The sequence below is a fragment of the Kribbella sp. NPDC004138 genome (assembly GCF_053603655.1).
Genome location: NZ_JBSGFZ010000041.1, coordinates 1 through 19548 on the forward strand (window position 1 = coordinate 1; position 19548 = coordinate 19548).

Genomic DNA, 19548 nt, shown 5'->3' on the forward strand with positions numbered 1-19548 from the left:
TGCACCTGCCGCGGCAACGCAGGACGACCACGACCAGCCATCACAACACCTCCAGAACTCAGGTGTTGCGACGACCGGCTGAATCCGCCCGGTTGGTGCGTGCTCAAAGAGGGGGATTGGATAGCCTGCGAGGGTGGCTGAGGGTCGGAGATCGTCGTGGGAGGGCCGGCTGGTCCGGCTGGGGTTCGAGGATCCGGGGCGGGCGGCGGGGATGCTCGAGGAGCTGGACGCGCTGGACTCGCACAGCCCGCTGGCCACCGAGCAGCTGATCACCACGCTGTCGGAGTCGGCCGATCCCGACCTCGCGCTGCAGAGTCTGTGTGCGATGGCCGAGTCGCTGCATCGGCACGGGCACGACCTCGCCGCGTTCGCCCGCACGCTCGAGATGGACGCGGACTTCCGCCGGCGGCTCGTCTACGTGCTCGGCGCGAGCGAAGCGCTGGGGCGGCATCTCGGCGTCCATCCGCGGCATTGGTACGACCTCGCGGACCCGGCGCTCGCCGGGTCTCGGCCGTCGGCCGACGACGTCGCCGCCAAGCTGGCCACGGCGGTCGACGCCGACAACCCGGTCGACGCGCTCCGGATCGAGTACCGCCGGCTGCTGATCCGGCTGGCCGCGCGGGACCTCGCCGAGGGGCTGCTCGTCGACGAGGTCGCCGCCGTCCTCGCGGATCTCGCCGGGGGAGCACTCGAGACCGCCTTGCACATCGCGCGCAACGAGTATTTCGCCGCGCATCCCGGCGCCGCGGACTGCCGGCTGGCGATCATTGCCATGGGCAAGTGCGGCGGCCGGGAGCTCAACTACGTCAGCGATGTCGACGTGCTGTTCGTCGCCGAGCCGCACGACGGCGAACCGGAGCTGCCCGCGCTGAAGACCGCGACCCAGCTAGCCGCGGCCGCGATGCGGATCTGCTCGGCGCACACCGGCGAGGGCACGCTCTGGCCGGTCGACGCGGCGCTCCGCCCGGAAGGCAAGTCCGGTCCGCTCGTCCGCACCCTCGACAGCCACCTCGCGTACTACCAGCGCTGGGCGAAGACCTGGGAGTTCCAGGCGCTCCTCAAGGCCCGCCCGGTCGCGGGCGATCGCGAGCTGGGCCGTCAGTACATGGAGCAGATCGGCCGGCTCACCTGGTCGGCCGCCGACCGCGAAGGCTTCGTCGCCGACGTCCAGGCGATGCGCCGGCGCGTGATCGACCACATCCCGGCGGCCGACGTCGATCGCCAGCTGAAGCTCGGCCCCGGTGGACTGCGCGACGTCGAGTTCGCCGTCCAGCTGCTGCAACTCGTGCACGGCCGCAGCGACGAGTCGGTCCGCAGCGGTACGACGCTGGTCGCGCTGGAGAGTCTGACGAGCAGCGGGTACGTCGGCCGCACGGACGGCGCCGTCCTCGCCGACGCGTACCGGTTCCTGCGGTCGATGGAGCACCGCATCCAGCTGTACCGCCTGCGCCGTACGCATCACGTCCCGGACGACGAGGCCGACCTGCGGCGGCTCGGCCGTTCGCTCGGCTTCACGAAGAACCCGGTCGCCGACCTGACCGCGGCGTGGAAGAAGCACGCCCTCGAGGTACGGCGCCTGCACGAGAAGCTGTTCTACCGCCCGCTGCTCGCGGCCGTCGCGCGGATCCCCGGCGGCGAGGTCCGGCTGACACCCGAGGCAGCCAAGCAACGCCTGACCGCGCTCGGGTACGCCGATCCCGCGTCGGCGCTGCGGCACATCGAAGCCCTGTCCGAAGGCGTCTCGCGGCGATCGTCGATCCAGAAGGCATTGCTGCCCGCGATGCTGGGCTGGTTCGCCGAGTCACCCGATCCGGACGCCGGCCTGCTGGCGTTCCGCACCATCTCCGACGCCCTCGGCTCCACCCCCTGGTACCTGCGCCAGCTGCGTGACGAAGGCGCGTCGGCCGAGCGGCTGGCGCACCTGCTGGCCAGCGGCCGGTACGCCGTCGACCTGCTGCAGCGCGCGCCGGAAGCGACCGCGATGCTCGCCGACGAACGCGAGCTGACGCCGCGCACCCAGGAGGCGTTGCTCGCCGAGATGTCCGCGGCCGCCCGGCGGCAGGACGCCCCGGAGGCCGCGGTCGCGGCGATCCGCGCGGTCCGGCGCCGGGAACTGTTCCGGATCGCGGCCGCGGACCTGTCCGGACTGCTCGACGTGGAGGCCGTCGGCGACGCCCTGACGAACGTCTCGGTCGGCACCTTGACGACCGCGCTCGAGGTCGTCCGGAAGGCGGTCGCACAGCGCATCTTGAGAGCGGGGGAGCCGGAGCCGACCCGGATGTCGATCGTCGCGATGGGCCGCTTCGGCGGGCACGAGCTCGGGTACGGCAGTGACGCCGACGTGATGTTCGTGCACGACCCGCTCCCCGGCGCGGACGAGAAGAAGGCGACGGACTTCGCGACGCAGGCCGCGACCGAGCTCCGCCGGATGCTGTCGCTGCCCGGCGCCGACCCGGCGGTCGCGATCGACGCGGACCTGCGCCCGGAGGGCCGGCAGGGGCCGCTGGTCCGGACGCTCGCGTCGTACGCCTCGTACTACGCGCGCTGGTCGGCCGTCTGGGAGGCGCAGGCGCTGCTGCGGGCCGACCCGTTGTGCGGTGACGCCGACCTGTGCCGATCGTTCCGGGAGCTGATCGACCCGCTGCGCTACCCGGAGAACGGCATCCGCGAGCGCGACGTGATGGAGATCCGCCGGATCAAGGCGCGGGTCGACGCGGAGCGGCTGCCGCGCGGCGCGGATCCAGCTACCCACACCAAGCTCGGTCGCGGCGGTCTGGCCGACATCGAGTGGACCGTCCAGCTGCTGCAGCTCCGCGAGGCGCACCGCGTACCCAGCCTGCGGACGACGCGCACGCTCGCCGCGCTCCGGGCCGGTGTGAAGGCCGGCCTCGTGGACGCGTCCGAGGCCGACACGCTGCAGGCGGCCTGGGAGCTGGCCACCCGGATCCGCAACGCGATCATGCTGGTCCGCGCCCGCCCGGGCGACTCCCTGCCCCGCGACCCGCGGGACCTGGCCGCCGTGGCCCAGATCTGCGGCTACCCGCCGGGGGAGTCGGGCCGGTTCTCCGACGACTACCTGCGCACCACCCGCCGCGCCCACAACACCGTGGCGCACCTGTTCTGGGACGACTGAAACGTGACGATCGTCAACGCTAGACTCCGGCTGGTGGAGGCAGTGGATCAGGTCAGGCAAGCCGGTGTGTTCAGCACCGTCCGGCGTAGTGTGCGGATGACGGTGGGACAGAAGCGCGTCTGGGAGTCCCACTGGCGGGACTTGGGCCGGACCCAGGAGGATCTGCCGCCCGGCGTCCTCGACCTGGCCGAGTGGTTCGGGCGGGAAGCGCCTACCGTGCTGGAGATCGGCTCCGGGATGGGCGAGGCGACCGCGCAGCTCGCCGTCGCGATGCCGGAGGTCAACCACCTGGCCGCGGAGGTCTACCCGGCCGGTCTCGGTCAGCTGATGCTCTGGGTGGAGAAGTACGACCTGGACAACGTCCGCCTGCTGCAGGGCGACGCGCTGGACTTCCTGCGTGATCACGTCGCGCCCGGCGCGCTGGCCGGCGTACGGATCTTCTTCCCAGACCCGTGGCCGAAGAAGCGGCACCACAAGCGGCGGCTCGTCACGGCGCCGTTCGTCGCGCTGATCGCGGACCGCCTGCAGCCGGGCGGGACGTTGCACCTGGCAACGGACTGGGCGGACTACGCCGACGGCATGCTCGCGGTGTGCGAGGCCGAGCCGACGCTGCGCAACCAGTACGGCGGTGAGTCCGACGGCTGGGCGCCACGTCCCGAGTGGCGGCCCGTGACCAAGTTCGAGTCCCGCGCGCAGGCCGAGGGACGCGACGTCCGCGACCTCATCTACGTCAAGCAGACCGGCTAGTGAACGCCCACTGCCCGGCGCCGACCGTATAGACCGTGTAGCCCGCGTCGTACGTCGCAGTTCCCGCGAACGACTGCGGCACAGCGTCCACGTCCGACGCTCGCGCCGACGGCACGTGGATCTCGGCCGTGCTGCCGACCGGCACCTGGACGTCCAGCGACAGCACCCGTCCGGTCTTCTTCCACGACACCGACACCCGTCCGCGGATCGTCTCGGTCCGGATGCTCGCCGAGTCGGTCTCGTCGCGCGCGTCCGGCCGAACGACGATCCGCTCGGCACCCGCGTCGACGACGCGCAGCCCGGCGACGTTCTCGAAGATCCATTGCACGACCGTGCCCTGGAAGTAGTGGTTCCGCGACCGCGAGTCCTCTTCCCACTTCTCCCACATGGTGTCCGCGCCGAGATCGAACCAGTACCCCCAGCTCGGGTAGCTCCGCTGCAACGCGACCTTCGTCGCCACTTCGGCGTACCCGTGCGCGGTCAGCACCGGGAGCAATACGCCGACGCCCAGGCAGCCCGTGTTGAGGTGGAAGCCGCGCGCCTCGACGTCCGCCGCGAGACCCTCGGCGACCCGCGCGACCATGTCCTCCGGGACGATCCCGAACGCCAGCGGCACGGCGTTCGACGTCTGGCGGTAGTCGGGGTCCTCCGCCGACCGGTACCGACCGGCCGCGCGGTCCAGGAACGTCCGGTTCAGCCCGTCCGCGAGCTCGGCGGCGGCCTTCCGGTAGGCGTTGGGCCGCCCGATGACATCCCCGATCTCCGCCGCGACGACGAGCGCCCGGTAGAGGTACGCCGTCCCCGTCAGTCGCCGGTCCTCCGGCGCCGGGCCGCTGCCGAAGCCGGGCGGGAGCCAGTCGCCGAGCACACTGACCGACAAGCCGTCCTCGACCCGGTCCAGCTCCCACCCGAGGTAGCGCGTCAGCGATTCCCAGTGCTCACGGAGCAGCCGCTCGTCGCCGTACCAGCGGTACATCTCGCGCAGCAGGAACGGGTAGACGGTCGGCCATTCGGTCGCGGGGGAGAGGTCGGTGAATCCCCAGCCGCTCGACGGCACGATCACCGGCAGCTGCCCGGAGTCCGCCTGGCTGTCGCGGATGTCGCCGAGCCACTTGGTGAAGAACCGCGCCAGGTCGAGCGTCGCGAGCATCGTCGGCGCGCCGACCTGCGCGTCGCCGGTCCAGCCGTTCTTCTCGAAGTACGGCGTATCGGTCGGGATCCCGTGCAGGTTGCCGAGGATCGTGCGGCGCATGGCCCGCTCGAACACCTCGTACGCCGACTGCGTCGAGGCGAACCGCGTCGCCGACGCGACGTCGGAGTTCACCACCCGCATCTGCACCTCGGCCGGCGCGCCCTCGATCTGCACGTAGCGGAAGCCCTTGTACGAGAACCGCGGCTCCCACGTCTCGACCCCGGTGCCGGCGGCGACGTACTCGTCGCGCTGGATCCGGTCGCCGTCGACGTGCACGTTCCACGCCGCTACGTTGCCATCGGCAACCGTCTCGCCGTGCGTGAGGGTGATCGTGGTACCGGCCGGCGCCGTGGTCGACAATCTGGTCCAGCCCGCGACGGTCCGGCCGAAGTCGGCGATCCACACGCCCGGCCGGACCTCGGTCACCTCGACCGGGTCGACGGTCTCGATCACGCGGATCGGCTCGTGGGCCTGCGCGGTCAGCGTGCCGCCCGGCGGCTCGACGACGGCGGCAGCAGACCAGGACGCGTCGTCGAATCCTGCCGTGTCCCAGCCGGGCAGCGCCCGCCGGGCGTCGTACGTCTCACCGGTGTACAGCGAGTCGGACAGCGTCGGCCCACCGGTGATGCGCCACGTCCCGTCCGTCGCCACCTCGTCCACGCGGCCGTCGTCGTACTCGACGACCAGCCGCGCGAGCAGCCGCGGCTCGGCGGTCCACGGGGTGTCATGCCAGCGCCAGACGTTCACCGAGGTCATGCCGAAGAAGCCGCGGCCCAGCTCGGCGCCGACCACGTTGTCGCCGGACCGCAGCAGCTCGGTCACGTCGTGCGTGACATACAGAACCGTGCGGTCGTAGGCGGTGAACCCCGGATCCAGGACCGCGTCGCTGACCGCCTGCCCGTTCAGCCGGAGGTCTGCGTAGCCGAGGCCGCTGGCGTAGAGCCGGGCCCGCCGTACGGCGCCGTCGACCGCGAAGCTCCGCCGCAGGAGCGGTGCGCTCTGCGTCGCGCCGCCGATCCACTGCGCGGTCCCGAACCCCTCGTCGAGCAGACCGGTCTCGAACCACGACGGCTCGGCCCATCCGCCGGCCCGGTCTTCGCGGTCCCACAGCCGGACGGTCCAGTAGTACCGGGTCCGCGCGGCCGCCGGGCCGTCGTACTCGATCCCGAAGGTCTGCGCCGACCCGACCTTGCCCGAGTCCAACACGTCGGCGCGCTCCGGCGTCAGCAGTTCGGGCGCGGAGGCGACCAGGACCTGGTACGCCGTCTGCGCGGCGCCGTATCCGGGGGCGACGGCGACCCAGCTGAACCGTGGGCGCGCTACGTCGAGCCCGAGCGGCCGATCGGCGTACTCGGTCTTGAGCGATCGAGGAGTCAGCACGCTGAGGACCGTAGGCAGCGGGGCGCCCGGCTTTCAACCGTGTGACCAGATCCGGCCGGATGATCGGAAATGATCGTTCGTCTCGGTTCGTGATTCGTAGGTCCACATCCTGAAACCTGAGCATCTTGCTCGACTTTGTCCGCTTTCATAGAGCCATGCAGATCATCGCGAACGCGCCCGGGGACGCCCTCACCCGGCGCCGGCACGTCGATCTGCTGCGCGTGAACTCTTCGGGTTGTCGGGCGACGGCGTAACTCTTCCGTCCGTCTCCCTCCCGTCCGCAGGAGTAGCTCCGTGCGTCGTCTCATCCTGATCGCGTTGCTCGGCTCGATCGCCCAGCTCGTCGACGGCACCCTCGGCATGGCCTACGGCGTCACCGCCAGCACCGCCCTGCTGATCACCGGGATCACCCCGGCCGTCGCCTCCGCCTCGGTGCATCTGGCCGAGGTCGGCACCACACTCGCCTCCGGTCTGTCGCACTGGCGGTTCGGCAACGTCGACTGGCGCGTGGTCGCGCTGATCGGCGTTCCGGGCGCGGCCGGCGCGTTCGCCGGCGCGACGTTCCTGTCCAGCCTGTCGACCGAGTCCGCGTCGCTGTGGGTGGCCGGTCTGCTGCTCCTGCTCGGCGTCTACATCCTGGTCCGGTTCGGCACTGGGAAGGTCCGGGCAGTGATCGAGGGCCGCCCGGCCGGGCGGTTCCTCGGGCCGCTCGGTCTGGTCGCGGGCTTCATCGACGCCACCGGTGGCGGCGGCTGGGGACCGGTCGCGAACTCCGCGCTGCTGTCCAGCGGCAAACTCGCGCCGCGGCGCGCCGTCGGGTCGGTGAACGCGGCCGAGTTCCTGGTCTCGGTCGCCGCCAGCATTGGGTTCCTGTTCGGCCTGGGCGGGAAGAACCTGCCGTTCGGCATCGTCGCCGCGCTGCTGATCGGCGGCGTGCTCGCGGCACCGCTGGCCGCGTGGCTCGTCTCCCGCCTGGCCACCCGCTGGCTCGGCGTCGGCGTCGGCCTGGTGCTGATCCTGACCAACGCCCGCACCGTGCTGAACGGCCTCGATGTCGCCACCGGCCCGCGGTACGCCGTCTACGCGGCGCTCGTGCTCGGCTGGGCCGCCATCGTCGCGTACGGCGTCCGCGCCCAGGCCCGCCGTACCGTCCGCGAGGCCGAGCGTCTCCTCGACGAGACCGAGCTCGAGCCCGCTTCCTGAACTTTCTCCTCCGTCAAGACAGAGGTTCCCCCTGTGAGCATCTTCCGTCCGTTCCGCCTGCTCGCCGGCGCTCTCGCCCTGACCGTTGCCGCCGCGGGCTGTTCCCGTGCCGACGGCAACGAGACGGCCCCGGCCGCGAACGACAAAGGCCCTGCCGCCGAACTGCGGCTCGGCTACTTCCCGAACGTCACCCACGCCGCCGCACTGGTCGGTCTCGGCCAGGGCCTGTTCACCAAGGAGCTCGGCAGCACGAAGCTGGTGCCGACCAAGTTCAACGCCGGGCCGGAGGCCGTCGGCGCGTTGCTCGGCGGCTCGCTGGACGCGTCGTTCATCGGCTCCGGGCCGGCGATCAACGCCTACGCGAAGTCGAACGGCGAAGCGGTCCGCCTGATCGCCGGCGCGACGTCCGGCGGTGCGCAGCTCGTCGTCAAGCCGACCATCACCAAGCCTGCCGACCTGGTCGGCAAGACCGTCGTCACGCCGCAGCTCGGCAATACCCAGGACGTGTCGCTGAAGAAGTGGCTCGCCGAGCAGAAGCTGACCGGCAAGGTCAAGGTCACCAACCTCGAGAACGCGCAGACCCTGGATGCCTTCAAGAAGGGTGACGTCGACGCCGCCTGGCTGCCCGAGCCCTGGTCGTCACGGCTGGTCCTGGACGCCGGCGCGAAGGTCCTGCTCGACGAGGCGTCGCTGTGGCCTGACGGCAAGTTCCCGACGACCGTGCTGATCGTCCGCACCCAGTTCCTGCAGGAGCACCCGGAGACCGTGAAGGCCTTGCTGTCCGGCCTGGTCGCGGCCATCGACTTCAGTACGGCGAACGCCGCGCAGGCGAAGACCGTGGTGAACGAGCAGCTCAAGGAGGCGACCGGCAAGGCGCTGAAGCCGGCCGTCATCGACCGGGCGTTCGAGCACATCACGATCACCGCGGACCCGATCGCCGGCACCTTCCCGCAGCTGGCCAAGGACCAGGTCACCGCGGGCATCGCGAAGGAGGCGCCGGCCGTGGCCGGCTTCGCGGACCTGGGGCCGCTCAACGAGGTACTCGCGAAGGCAGGCAAGCCGGCGGTCGACGCCGCGGGCCTGGACGCGAAGTAGGACGCAGAGCAGGAGGAGGACAGCCGTGACCGCAACTCTCGACGCGCCGCCGGATCAGCTCAGCCCGGTGCGGTTCCACCACGTAGGCAAGGCGTTCGGCAGCGGCCGGAAATCGGTGGTCGCGCTGGACGGCGTCGATCTCGAGGTGCGGGCCGGGGAGTTCGTCTGCCTGCTCGGCGCGTCCGGGTGCGGCAAGACGACCCTGCTCAACCTGGTCGCCGGCCTCGACCGCCCGACCGCCGGACGGATCGAACTGAACTCGTCGCGCCCGGCGGTGGTCTTCCAGGAGGCCGCGCTGATGCCGTGGCTGACCGCTGCCGGGAACGTCGAGCTCCCGCTGCGGATGGCCGGCGTACCGAAGGCGCAACGGCGGGCCAGAGCCGCCGAGCTGCTCGAGCTGGTCCGGCTCGCCGGTCTCGGTGACAAGCGGCCGCACGAGCTGTCCGGTGGCATGCGGCAACGAGTCGCGCTGGCTCGTGCGCTCGCGTCGACCACCGACAGCACCGGCGGCTCGGACGTGGACAAGCCGTCCTTGCTGCTGATGGACGAGCCGTTCTCCGCGCTGGACGCGATCACCCGGGACGTCCTCCAGGGCGAGCTGCTGCGGATCTGGCGCGCCACCGGTACGGCGATCCTGTTCGTCACGCACGACGTCCGCGAGGCCGTGCGGCTCGGGCAGCGCGTCGTCCTGCTGTCGTCGCGGCCCGGGCGTGTGGTGCAGCAGTGGGCCGTCGACGAGTCGCCCGATGCGGTCGACGAGATCAACACCGCACTGCGCAAGGTGATCAGCAGCCATGCCGCAGCTTGACGTCCGCGACGACGGTTCGACGGCGGGGTCGGTCGAGGCCGGGCTCGACGCCCTGGACACGCCGGTCGTCGCTCCGGACGGCTCCCGCCTGCGCCGGATCGCGGCCCGGGTGCTGCCGCCGGTCGGCGCGGTCGTCGTCCTGGTGGCGATCTGGCAGGCGTTGTGGGCGGCCGCGTTCTGGCCCGAGTTCAAGCTGCCTGCGCCGGTCGACGTGTGGGGCCAGATCTGGCAGCTCGTGACGAGCGGCGAGATCGCCGAGCTGTTCTGGGTGTCGGTGCACCGTGCCGTCATCGGGTTCGCGATCTCGCTGCTGATCGCCGTACCGCTGGGCCTCGCGATCGCGAACCTGCGCGTCGTCCGGCGCGGGATCGGGCCGCTGGTGTCGGGGCTGCAGAGCCTGCCGTCGGTGGCGTGGGTGCCGGCCGCGATCCTGTGGTTCGGGCTGAACGACCGCGCGATCTACTGGGTCGTGCTGCTCGGCGCGGTGCCGTCGATCGCGAACGGTCTGGTGTCCGGTCTCGACCAGGTGCCGCCGATCCTGCCGCGGGTCGGCCAGGCGCTCGGCGCCGGGAGGCTCGGTGGGATCCGGTACATCCTGCTGCCGGCCGCGCTGCCCGGGTTCCTCGGCGGGCTCAAGCAGGGCTGGGCGTTCTCGTGGCGGTCGCTGATGGCCGCGGAGCTGATCGCGACCTCGCCGGAGCTCGGCGAGGGCCTCGGGCAGTACCTGCACAACGGCATGTCGCTGTCCGACATCTCGATGGTGTTCGCCGGCATCGTGCTGATCTTCGTGGTCGGCGTCGGCATCGAGCTGCTGGTGTTCCGGCCGCTGGAGAACAGCGTGCTGCGGGCGCGGGGACTCACCGCGTCCGCCCGCTGATCCCCGCTGACACACTGCGCGCCGTACTGTTGGAACGTGGTCCGATTTCTGCCGTTCCTGATCAGCCTGGTGCTCACCGTGTATGCGCTGTTCTCGTGCATCCAGACACCCGACGAGGACGTGCCGCATCTGCCGAAGCTGCTGTGGATCGTCCTGATCGTGTTCGTCCCGTTCGCGGGGCCGATCGTCTGGCTGCTGATGTCGCGCGCGCACGCCAACCGCCAGGACACCGTCGTACGGCGACAGCCGCCGCGGCCCACCGCGCGGCCGGTGGCGCCCGACGACGATCCGGACTTTCTCAAGTCACTGGACCGCTACCGGGACCCGCGCACGACGGTGAAGCCGCCGGATCCGGAGGACACGCCGGAACCCAAGGACTCCAAGGGTTCCGACGAGTCGTCCTCCGAGACCGACGACGGAAATCCTGAACGGTAGGACCGCCGGCTCCTACGCGGACTTGCGGTGCTCGGGCAGGAGGGTGTTGTCGCGCTCGGACTCCGTGGTGCCGCCCCACACGCCGTAAGGTTCACCGACGGACAGGGCGTGCTGCCGGCATTCGGGCTGGACCGGGCAGGTTCCGCACAGCGACTTGGCCACCATCTCGCGGGCGCGTTTGCGAACGCCACGCTCCGATTCGGGCGAGAAGAAGAGCTCCGGGTTGACGTCCCGGCATGCGGCTTGCGACTGCCAGTCCCACAGATCCATGAGCGGGCGGGGCAGGCGAGGCATCCCTCTCGACATGGCAACCTCCTTGACTCACCGTGAGCGCGGACGGGCGCTCGGTGAAAACTATGCTCATCTCTTACGTAGTTCAACCCTTGTTGTCTCGAAGTTCGAGCCATTCGTTATCGCCGCAGGCGCCCGCGTGCCGCGATCGGCGGTTTTCAGGCGGGAGGCGTGTTCACGTCCGCAGCTGATGTGACATGAGTCACTTCAACGGTGCAAGTTCGTCTGCACGTGCAGATGCCTCAGGCACCGATCGCGGGGTCGAATCGGTGGTGCTCGTGGGCGCCGTGGGCGGTGTCTCGCTCGCCGGTCAGGGCGCGGATCACGGTGGCGTGGGTGATCGCCAGAACCGGTCCGTCGGTGCTCGCGGTGTGCCGGGCGAGTGCGGCGTGAGCGCGCTCGCGGACCCGGGACAGCGGCTCCCAGGGGCGCTGGATGCCGTCCGGCCACTCGCCGTCGTACGCCTCGAACTCGGCGCGGGCGGCGCGGACGTCGGCGGCGCCCCGGCGGCGACCGGTGTCGTCCGGCAGCCAGTCGCGCAGGTCGTGGTCGACCTTGACGCCGAGGGCCAGCCGGTGACCGATGATCGCGGCGCTGTGCAGGGCGCGGGTGAACGGTGAGCTGACCAGGTAGGTCGCGCGGATGCCGCCGAGCAGGTCGGCGAGCTCCTCGGCCTGTTTCATCCCGAGGGCGGTGAGCGGAGCGGAGTCGGCCGTGATGCCCGGCCAGGCCTGGGAGTCGATCGGCCCGTAGTCCGGCTCACCGTGCCGGACCAGATAGATCTGCGTGACGGACATGGCCTACCTGAGGTGTCTGGCCCCTGCCCATCCACGCGGGTGGCCGGGCGGCGGCTGGAGCGGATCGGTGACTGCTGACGCGGGCCGCACCTGGTGCAGCTCCTCGAAGAGGCCGCCAGGTGTCCTGGGGGAGTCGATCCAGCGGATCTCCGTCGCGCCCTGGTGGCCGTGCACGGCCAGGATGGACTCGACGTCGGGCCAGACGGCCGTCGCGGGGTTGTCGCCGCGCCAGCGCAGGGCCACCGAGCCGTCGGTGAACTCACACCCTTCCGCCACCACGCCGGTCCCGGACACGCCACTGGGATCCCGGTACCGAACCAACTCGAAAGTTCGCGGCCTCACCACCTTGCTGCACTCCCCGATGTCTCGACCCGGTCTTGCAGCATCCAACGCTGCATTGGATCCAACGAAGCCACCCCAAGGATGGTTACTGCTATTGTCGGTGGTGTGAAGCGCAGCTATTGGCGATTTTTTGAGTGGCCGGCCCCGGTGCCGGGCGACTCAGCCGATCGCTGACGCCCAATCGCAGACACCAGAGCCGGCACGAAGGCAAGGACATCCGTCCTTGCCTTTTCTCGTTCCCAGCCGGCTGACTGCGACATCGCATGCGGACCGGCGGAAAGGTCCCCAGTCATGAACACCCTCCCGAAGCCGGGCGAACAGTCCCGCGTCGTCGACCGACGTATCGAGAAGGCCGTCCCGTTGATCACGCCGCAGGCCCTGCACGACGAGTACCCGCTCGACGACGACCTGGCCCGCACGATCGCCGACGGCCGGCAGGCGGTGGCCGACGTGCTGAACGGCGTCGACGACCGTCTGCTGGTCGTCGTCGGCCCGTGCTCGGTCCACGACGCCGACGCGGCCCTCGAGTACGCCGAGCGGCTCCGCCCGGTCGCGGAGCGGCTGTCCGACGGCCTGCTCGTCGTGATGCGGGTGTACTTCGAGAAGCCGCGCTCGACCCTCGGCTGGAAGGGCCTGATCAACGACCCAGGTCTGGACGGCTCCGGCGACGTGAACCGCGGGCTGCGGACTGCCCTTCGGCTGCTCACGCAAGTCACCAAGCTTGGACTGCCGGTTGGTTGCGAGTTCCTCGACCCGATCACCCCGCAGTACATCTCTCAGGTTGTGAGCTGGGGTGCGATCGGCGCCCGGACCGTGGAGAGCCAGGTGCACCGGCAGTTGTCGTCCGGCCTGTCGATGCCGATCGGGATGAAGAACCGCCCGGACGGCTCGATCGGCACCGCGGTCGACGCGATCAAGGCGGCCGCCGTCCCGCACGTCTTCACCGGTATCGACCACGACGGCGCGCCCGCCATCCTGCACACCCGCGGCAACCCGGACTGCCATCTGGTCCTGCGCGGCTCGGACAGTGGCCCGAACTACGACGCGGAGTCCGTGGCCGGCGCCGTCGAGCTGCTCCGCAAGGCCGGCCTCCCCGAGCGGGTCGTGATCGACGCGAGCCACGGCAACAGCCGCAAGGACCACCGCCGGCAGCCGGTCGTGGCCGCGGAGATCGGCGCACAGGTCGCGGCCGGCGACCGGGCGATCGTCGGTGTGATGCTGGAGTCGTTCCTGCAGGAGGGTCGCCAGGACCTCGACCCGACCCGGGAGCTGACCTACGGTCAGTCGATCACCGACGCCTGCCTGGGCTGGGACACGACCGAAGAGGTGCTGCAGCAGCTCCGGGACGCGGCGGTCGTCCGCCGCGGATAGCTGTTCATCTGCAGGCCGCGCAGCGGCTACAGGGGCCACCTAAGGTCCGGGACCATGACTGAGATCTCCCGGCGCCTGGTCCTCGGTTCGGTGGCGGGTGGGGCAGCGGCTTCGCTGCTCCCACCGTCGCTGCACACCGCGATGGCGCAACCTGTGAGGCGTGGTGGTCTGCGCGCGATCGAGCACGTGATCGTGCTGATGCAGGAGAACCGCTCGTTCGACCACTACTACGGCACGCTGCGCGGTGTCCGTGGGTACGGCGACCGCCAGCCGCTGCGGCTGCGCAACGGCAAGAGCGTCTTCCACCAGCCGAAGACGGGCGGCGGCGAGGTGCTGCCGTTCTCGCTCCGGAAGGCCGCCGCCGACGCGGGCCGCGCCCCGGGCGACATCCAGTACCTCGGTGCGCTGGCCCACGGCTACGGCGACGCCACCCAGGCCTGGGCAGGCGGTTGGAACGACGACTGGGTACAGGCCAAGACGGCGGCCACGATGACCCACTACGACCGCCGCGACATCCCGTTGCAGTACGAGCTCGCCGAGACGTTCACGATCTGCGACGCGTACCACTGCTCGGTCAACGGCTCGACCAACCCGAACCGCAACTACCTGTGGTCCGGCACGACCGGCTACGAGCCCGGGACGACGCAGCGCGCGGTGACGAACGCGGCGTACTCGTACGACCACAAGGGCTACGACTGGACGGCGTACCCGGAACGGCTGGAAGCAGCCGGTGTGTCCTGGCAGATCTACCAGGAGTGGGACAACTTCACCGACAACGCGGTCGAGTACTTCAAGACCTTCAAGGACATCGGGCACCGGATCCTCGCGAACGTGCCGGGCGGCTACCGGACGACCGAGGAGTTCTACGACAAGCTGTTCGCGAAGAGCGAGGCCGAGCGGGCGGCGGCGCTGCAGCAGCTCGACGCGGCGGTCGGGAAGCTCCCGGCCGCGGACCAGCAGCTGTTCCGCAAGGCGATGTACCGCTCCGAGCCGGAGTCGCTGGTGCCGCGGCTGCGCGCCGACATCAAGGCCGGGACGTTGCCGAAGGTGAGCTGGCTGGTGCCGTCGGCGGTCGACTCCGAACACCCCGGATCGTCCACGCCGGTCGGTAGCGCGAACCTGATCTACGACGTCCTCGACGCGATCGCGTCGGACCCGGAGACCTGGTCGAAGACCGTGCTGCTGATCAACTTCGACGAGAACGACGGGTACTTCGACCACGTCCCGCCGCCGGTCGCGCCGCAGCCGCCGTCCGGGGCCGGCGACGACTGGTACGCCGGGAAGCCGATCGGGCTCGGCCCGCGGGTCCCGATGACCGTGGTGTCGCCGTGGACGGTCGGCGGTCACGTGAACTCGCAGGTCTTCGACCACACCTCGGTCCTGCGGTTCCTCGAACTGTGGACCGGTGTCCGGGAGCCGAACATCAGCTCCTGGCGGCGGACGGTCTGCGGTGACCTGACGTCGGCGTTCGACTTCGACCGGACGTACCGGCAGCCGTCGGTCGACCGGCCCGGTCCGGTCCCGGCGCCGATCAATCGCTGGCACCCGACGCCGCCCGCCGATCAGGCCCTCCCGGTGCAGGAACCCGGCCGCCGTCCGGCTCGCGCGCTGCCCTACGGGCCGTCGGTTTCGGGCTCTGTTGCCGATGGCAAGTTGATGCTGGCCTTGAGCAACAACGGCTCGCAGTCGGCGCACTTCGCGATCTATCCGTACGGCGGTGAGCTCCCGGCCCCGACCCACCTGGACGTCCGCCACGGCGCCACGCCGGCCGTGGTCACGATCCCCGTGGACGGCCCGTTCGAACTCGCCGTCCAGGGCCCGAACCGCTTCTGGGCCGAGGTCGCCGGGACGTCCGCCGGCGCGGCGGCAGCCCTCGACGTACGGATCGAGAACCGCGCCGGCGCTCTCCAGCTCCTGCTGGTGAACGGCTCGAGGAAGCCGTTGACCCTCAAGCTGAAGGCGCGCGGCTACACCAGCAAGACCACGACGATCGAGCTCCGCGGCAAGCAGTCCCGCCCGCTGTTCTGGCCGACCGACAGCGGCTGGTACGACGTCGAGGTCACGACCCCCGAGGACCCGGCCTACCGCCGCCGGCTGTCCGGTCACCTCGAAACCGGCCGGCCCAGCATCACGGGGTAGCGGGCATCTGAGTCGATGAGCCAGATGGTCTCATTGACTCATGACGGACTTTCCGTACCCGGAGACGAACTACCAGGAAGACGCCCGCGGGCAGTTCCATTTCAGCACCCGCGCCGGCTGGATGAACGACGTGAACGCGCCGCTGTACTACCGCGGCGTGTTCCACCTCTACTACCAGCACAATCCGTTCAGCCTGGTGTGGGACACGATGCACTGGGGGCATGCGACGAGCACCGACCTCGTGCACTGGACGCAGCAGCCGATCGCGCTCGACCCGAAGACCCACCCCGGCGACCTGTGGTCCGGCGGCGGCGTCGTCGACACCGGCAACGCGAGCGGCCTGAAGGCCGGCGACGACGACCCGATCGTCGTCTACTCCGGAACGAACGGCGTCACGGTGTTCTACAGCCTGGACGGCGGCGCCACGTTCACGGCGTACGCCGACGGCAAGAAAGTCGTGACACCGGGCGGCACCAGCCGCGACCCGAAGGTGTTCCGGGATCCGGTGTCCGGCCACTGGGGCATGGTCGTGTGGTCGGACGAGGGCGGCAACGGCGCCGACTTCTACACCTCGGCGAACCTGCTCGACTGGACGTTCGGCTCCCGGTACCCGGCCGAGTGGCTGTTCGAGTGCCCGAACATGATGCGGATGCCGATCGACGGCGGCCACCGCTGGGTCCTGCACGACGGCGGCGGCAACTACCTGGTCGGGGACTGGGACGGTGCGGCGTTCCACACCGACTGGACGGCTCCGCAGAAGATCAACCAGACCGAGACCCGCGCCGGCGGCGGGTACTACGCCGGGCTGACGTTCGAGAACCTGCCGGACGACCGGATCGTCTCGATGGCCTGGCAGGGCGAGAACAAGGGCTCGATCTGGACCGGCAACGCGTCCTTCCCGGTCGACCTCACGCTCCGCCGTACCGACGACGGTCTGCGCGTGTTCAGCACGCCGATCCCCGAACTCGCAGTCCTCCGCGGCGAGGCGCAGACCTGGGAGAACCTCACCGTCGAGGACGGCACACACCAGCTTCCGGCGACGGACACTTACGAGCTCGAGGCAACAATCGACGTCCGAGACGCACGCAGGTTGATCGTCAAGACCGGTCGGGACATCGTGTACGACGGCGAGCAGCAGACGCTCGACGGGGCAAAACTGCGGCCGGTCGACGGCAGGATCACGCTGCACCTGCTGGTCGATCGTGACCAGCTGGACGTCTTCGGGAACGACGGGGCGGTCTACCAGAGCTACAACGTTCGCCCCTCGGAGTTGGAGCTGATCGCCGAGGGGCGCGCGGTCGTCGAGCGGGTCACCATCTGCCGGCTCGGCTCTATCTGGCGATAGCCGCCGTCCGCGCCTTGGTCACGGTGATCAGGTCAGCAGGGGACAGGCCGATGTCGAGGCCGCGCCGGCCACCCGACACGTAGACGGTCGGGTGGTCGATGGCGGTGCTGTCGACGACCGTGGGCAGGGCGCGCTTCTGGCCGATCGGGCTGATCCCGCCGACGACGTAGCCGGTGGTGCGCTCCGCGGCGGCCGGGTCGGCCATCACCGCCTTCTTGCCGCCCGCCGCGGCCGCGATCGCCTTCAGGTCGAGCTGCTTGGCGACCGGGACGACGCCGACGGTGAGCTTCCCGTCCACCTCGACGAGCAGCGTCTTGAACACCTGCTCCGGCGCCAGCCCGAGTGCCTCGGCGGCCTCCAGCCCGTACGACTTCGCGGCCGGGTCGTGCTCGTACGCATGCGTCGTGAACTCGACCTTCGCCTTGGTCAGCGCCACCGTCGCCGGCGTTCCCTGGCTCTGCTTCGCCTTAGCCACGGGGTGAGCTTAGTTCGCGGACGCCCACCACTCACAGTGAGGGACGTCCGGTGATCCGGACGCAGCAGTGGCCGGCTCGCGGGGTGAGCTCCGCCTCGAGCGGGGCATCCACAGTGGTCAGCAGCCCAGCGACGAGATGCAGGTTCATACCGCAGACGAGTTGCGGGTGGTCCTTCGCCAGCCGGCGGAACGGGCAGTTCGCCAGTGCGATCCCGTCCGCGTCGGGCCGGGGCTCGAAACCGTAGGCCTCGAGCACCTGCAGTAAGCCGCCGCGGTCGCGAGCGGCCCGGCCGAGCGTCTCGCCGTACTCGTGGGCGCGGCGGTTGACCGCCTCGCGGGGTGTGACGCCGGTGGCCTCGGCGTCCTGGATGGCCGCGGCGAGAAGCTGGCCGGCCACGGCGTACTGGCGCTCGGGGAGGCTGATCTCGATCTCGCGGTCCGAGCGGTGGTACAGCTTCGCGGGGCGGCCGGCCCCCGGGCCGGTGCGACCGGTGCGGCGTTCGTAGCAGGTGTCGAGCAGACCCTCCTCGGTGAGCCGGTCGAGGTGGAACGCGGCCGTGGTCCGCGGGATGCCGAGCGCGCTCGCGGCGTCGTCCCGGCTCACCGGCTCCGGCCGGCCGACGACGTACTCGTAGAGCCGGCGGCGGGTCGGCTCCTCCAGGACGGCGACCGCCTGCACCGAGGCGTCCCACGACATGTCCACGGGATGATTCTATCGACAACTCTGGTTGGCGTAACAGTATGATGTCAGTTCGCTGATACTTCAGGGAGTGTGCAGATGGCGATCTCGGCCGACCTCGAGTCCGTCCCCCTCCATATCGTCGCGCGCCGGGAGGAGATCGACCTTCCCGCCGCGCAGCGTGCCGTGGCGGACCTGCTGACCGCGCTCGGGCGGGACCCGCACAGCGCGCACCTCGCGGACACCCCGCGCCGGGTCGCGAACGCGTATGCGGAGATGCTGACGCCGCGGGAGTTCGAGCTCACCACGTTCCCGAACGACGAGGGGTACGACGAGCTCGTCCTGGCCAAGGACATCCCGGTGCAGTCGCTGTGCGAGCACCACCTGCTGCCGTTCCAGGGCGTCGCCCACGTCGGGTACCTGCCCGGCGACCGGATCCTCGGGCTGTCCAAGCTGGCCCGGGTGGTGGAGCTGTTCGCGCGCGACTTCCAGGTGCAGGAGCGGCTCACCAAGCAGGTCGCGGACTGGCTGCAGGACCACTTGTCGCCGAAGGGCGTCGGTGTCGTGATCGAGGCCGAGCACCAGTGCATGTCGTTGCGCGGCGTCCGGGCGGCCGGCTCGCGCACTGTCACCTCGGCGCTCCACGGCACCCTCCGGAACAATCCCAGTTCGCGCGCCGAGTTCTTCGCCCTCACCGGCCTCACCCCGTAGGGGCGGCCGGGCGAAGCGTCAGGCGGAGGCGACCGCCGGGGGCTGGTGGGACCGGCGGCCGGTGGCGAGGATGTGCGTGAGCTCGCCGGGCAGCAGGTCCGTGCCGGGGACGGGCTCCATCTCGGAGACGTCCAGCCAGCGCACGACGGTGGCGCCGCTGTGGCCGTGGACCGCGAGGATCGAGTCGAGGTCCGGCCAGACGGCGGTCGAGGGGTTCGCGCCGTGCCAGCGCAGTGCCACCGAGCCGTCGGTGAACACACAGCCTTCGGCGACGACGCCGGTTCCGGAAACCCCGCTGATGTCGGTGTAACGGACGAGTTCGAACGTCTGGGGTTTCACCGGCGACACCCCGTGTGGCGTGACAAAGTTGCCATGATCCTTTCCCCGTCAGGCGCAGTGGATTCTCGCCACAAACCGGGGACAATTACCGACTGTCAGCGGGGAAGGACGGTCTGTAGCGACTCATCTTCTCACCACAAGCTAGAACCATTCCAGCGAACACGCCAGCCCCTAATCCGCGTGTCTCGA

19 protein-coding genes are annotated in these 19548 nt (G+C 70.5%); 12 read left to right on the plus strand and 7 right to left on the minus strand.

Annotated elements, in window-relative coordinates:
* Positions 1-133 precede the first annotated feature (133 nt).
* Together ACWEOO_RS39340 and trmB are read left to right on the plus strand one after the other, a co-directional pair.
* Positions 134-3133, plus strand: coding sequence for a bifunctional [glutamine synthetase] adenylyltransferase/[glutamine synthetase]-adenylyl-L-tyrosine phosphorylase (locus ACWEOO_RS39340; RefSeq protein ID WP_452147398.1), 3000 nt, complete (start codon positions 134-136; stop codon positions 3131-3133).
* Positions 3134-3166: 33 nt separating this feature from the next.
* Positions 3167-3880 (plus strand): tRNA (guanosine(46)-N7)-methyltransferase TrmB, encoded by a 714-nt coding sequence (gene trmB / locus ACWEOO_RS39345; protein WP_452147399.1) that lies wholly within the window; start codon positions 3167-3169, stop codon positions 3878-3880.
* Here the strand turns inward: trmB and ACWEOO_RS39350 are convergent.
* On the minus strand, positions 3864-6452 hold the full coding sequence (locus ACWEOO_RS39350; protein WP_452147400.1) for a family 78 glycoside hydrolase catalytic domain: 2589 nt from the start codon (positions 6450-6452) through the stop codon (positions 3864-3866). The genes trmB and ACWEOO_RS39350 overlap by 17 nt on opposite strands.
* A gap of 155 nt (positions 6453-6607) precedes the next feature.
* Between ACWEOO_RS39350 and ACWEOO_RS39355 the strand changes: the two genes are divergently transcribed.
* The 6 genes from ACWEOO_RS39355 to ACWEOO_RS39380 are packed head-to-tail and all read left to right on the plus strand — an operon-like array spanning position 6608 to position 10870.
* Positions 6608-6706 carry a putative leader peptide gene (locus ACWEOO_RS39355; RefSeq protein WP_452147401.1) on the plus strand — a complete coding sequence of 33 codons (99 nt, stop codon included), beginning with the start codon at positions 6608-6610 and terminating at the stop codon, positions 6704-6706.
* A 40-nt stretch (positions 6707-6746) separates the two neighbouring features.
* Entirely contained in the window at positions 6747-7655 is a 909-nt protein-coding gene (locus ACWEOO_RS39360) for a sulfite exporter TauE/SafE family protein (protein ID WP_359932757.1), read from the plus strand.
* A 33-nt stretch (positions 7656-7688) separates the two neighbouring features.
* Positions 7689-8750 carry an ABC transporter substrate-binding protein gene (locus ACWEOO_RS39365; protein ID WP_359932760.1) on the plus strand — a complete coding sequence of 354 codons (1062 nt, stop codon included), beginning with the start codon at positions 7689-7691 and terminating at the stop codon, positions 8748-8750.
* A 25-nt stretch (positions 8751-8775) separates the two neighbouring features.
* Entirely contained in the window at positions 8776-9558 is a 783-nt protein-coding gene (locus ACWEOO_RS39370; RefSeq protein ID WP_452147402.1) for an ABC transporter ATP-binding protein, read from the plus strand.
* Positions 9545-10435 (plus strand): ABC transporter permease, encoded by an 891-nt coding sequence (locus ACWEOO_RS39375; RefSeq protein WP_359932766.1) that lies wholly within the window; start codon positions 9545-9547, stop codon positions 10433-10435. The genes ACWEOO_RS39370 and ACWEOO_RS39375 overlap by 14 nt, the downstream gene beginning before the upstream one ends.
* A 36-nt stretch (positions 10436-10471) precedes the next feature.
* Entirely contained in the window at positions 10472-10870 is a 399-nt protein-coding gene (locus ACWEOO_RS39380; protein ID WP_359932768.1) for a PLD nuclease N-terminal domain-containing protein, read from the plus strand.
* Between the two features lie 12 nt (positions 10871-10882).
* Here ACWEOO_RS39380 and ACWEOO_RS39385 read toward each other — a convergent pair whose 3' ends face one another.
* The 3 genes from ACWEOO_RS39385 to ACWEOO_RS39395 all read right to left on the minus strand — a co-directional run bounded on the left by ACWEOO_RS39385 (position 10883) and on the right by ACWEOO_RS39395 (position 12300).
* Positions 10883-11176: a WhiB family transcriptional regulator gene (locus tag ACWEOO_RS39385; RefSeq protein ID WP_131350551.1), complete on the minus strand. Its 294-nt coding sequence runs from the start codon at positions 11174-11176 to the stop codon at positions 10883-10885.
* Between the two features lie 227 nt (positions 11177-11403).
* The gene (locus tag ACWEOO_RS39390) at positions 11404-11958 is read right to left on the minus strand and encodes a histidine phosphatase family protein (RefSeq protein ID WP_452147403.1); all 555 of its coding nucleotides are present in this window, start codon (positions 11956-11958) and stop codon (positions 11404-11406) included.
* A gap of 3 nt (positions 11959-11961) precedes the next feature.
* Positions 11962-12300 (minus strand): hypothetical protein, encoded by a 339-nt coding sequence (locus ACWEOO_RS39395; RefSeq protein ID WP_452147404.1) that lies wholly within the window; start codon positions 12298-12300, stop codon positions 11962-11964.
* 291 nt (positions 12301-12591) lie between these two features.
* On the opposite strand from ACWEOO_RS39395, the gene ACWEOO_RS39400 reads away from it, so the two are divergent.
* The 3 genes from ACWEOO_RS39400 to ACWEOO_RS39410 are packed head-to-tail and all read left to right on the plus strand — an operon-like array spanning position 12592 to position 17155.
* On the plus strand, positions 12592-13671 hold the full coding sequence (locus ACWEOO_RS39400) for a 3-deoxy-7-phosphoheptulonate synthase (protein WP_452147405.1): 1080 nt from the start codon (positions 12592-12594) through the stop codon (positions 13669-13671).
* 54 nt (positions 13672-13725) lie between these two features.
* Complete coding sequence (locus tag ACWEOO_RS39405; protein WP_452147406.1) at positions 13726-15810, plus strand: phosphocholine-specific phospholipase C; 2085 nt, start codon at positions 13726-13728, stop codon at positions 15808-15810.
* A gap of 40 nt (positions 15811-15850) precedes the next feature.
* Positions 15851-17155, plus strand: a complete 1305-nt coding sequence (locus tag ACWEOO_RS39410) for a glycoside hydrolase family 32 protein (protein ID WP_452147407.1) — start codon at positions 15851-15853, stop codon at positions 17153-17155.
* Here ACWEOO_RS39410 and ybaK read toward each other — a convergent pair.
* Together ybaK and ACWEOO_RS39420 are read right to left on the minus strand one after the other, a co-directional pair.
* Positions 17142-17630 carry a Cys-tRNA(Pro) deacylase gene (gene ybaK, locus ACWEOO_RS39415; protein ID WP_452147408.1) on the minus strand — a complete coding sequence of 163 codons (489 nt, stop codon included), beginning with the start codon at positions 17628-17630 and terminating at the stop codon, positions 17142-17144. The two genes, ACWEOO_RS39410 and ybaK, sit on opposite strands and share 14 nt — an antisense overlap.
* A gap of 31 nt (positions 17631-17661) precedes the next feature.
* Positions 17662-18327 (minus strand): helix-turn-helix transcriptional regulator, encoded by a 666-nt coding sequence (locus tag ACWEOO_RS39420; protein ID WP_452147443.1) that lies wholly within the window; start codon positions 18325-18327, stop codon positions 17662-17664.
* Positions 18328-18408: 81 nt separating this feature from the next.
* On the opposite strand from ACWEOO_RS39420, the gene folE reads away from it, so the two are divergent.
* Positions 18409-19020: a GTP cyclohydrolase I FolE gene (gene folE, locus ACWEOO_RS39425; RefSeq protein ID WP_359932789.1), complete on the plus strand. Its 612-nt coding sequence runs from the start codon at positions 18409-18411 to the stop codon at positions 19018-19020.
* 18 nt (positions 19021-19038) lie between these two features.
* Here folE and ACWEOO_RS39430 read toward each other — a convergent pair whose 3' ends face one another.
* On the minus strand, positions 19039-19359 hold the full coding sequence (locus ACWEOO_RS39430) for a hypothetical protein (protein WP_359932792.1): 321 nt from the start codon (positions 19357-19359) through the stop codon (positions 19039-19041).
* Positions 19360-19548: the final 189 nt, after the last annotated feature.

What these genes read in the sequence shown, in the direction of transcription:
- ACWEOO_RS39390 (WP_452147403.1), bottom strand. Translation starts at nt 11,958, where the DNA reads ATGTCCGTCACGCAGATCTATCTGGTCCGGCACGGTGAGCCGGACTAC.
- ACWEOO_RS39385 (WP_131350551.1), bottom strand. Translation starts at nt 11,176, where the DNA reads ATGTCGAGAGGGATGCCTCGCCTGCCCCGCCCGCTCATGGATCTGTGG.
- ACWEOO_RS39420 (WP_452147443.1), bottom strand. Translation starts at nt 18,327, where the DNA reads ATGTCGTGGGACGCCTCGGTGCAGGCGGTCGCCGTCCTGGAGGAGCCG.
- ACWEOO_RS39375 (WP_359932766.1), top strand. Translation starts at nt 9,545, where the DNA reads ATGCCGCAGCTTGACGTCCGCGACGACGGTTCGACGGCGGGGTCGGTC.
- ACWEOO_RS39400 (WP_452147405.1), top strand. Translation starts at nt 12,592, where the DNA reads ATGAACACCCTCCCGAAGCCGGGCGAACAGTCCCGCGTCGTCGACCGA.
- folE (WP_359932789.1), top strand. Translation starts at nt 18,409, where the DNA reads ATGGCGATCTCGGCCGACCTCGAGTCCGTCCCCCTCCATATCGTCGCG.
- ACWEOO_RS39410 (WP_452147407.1), top strand. Translation starts at nt 15,851, where the DNA reads ATGACGGACTTTCCGTACCCGGAGACGAACTACCAGGAAGACGCCCGC.
- ACWEOO_RS39355 (WP_452147401.1), top strand. Translation starts at nt 6,608, where the DNA reads ATGCAGATCATCGCGAACGCGCCCGGGGACGCCCTCACCCGGCGCCGG.
- ACWEOO_RS39405 (WP_452147406.1), top strand. Translation starts at nt 13,726, where the DNA reads ATGACTGAGATCTCCCGGCGCCTGGTCCTCGGTTCGGTGGCGGGTGGG.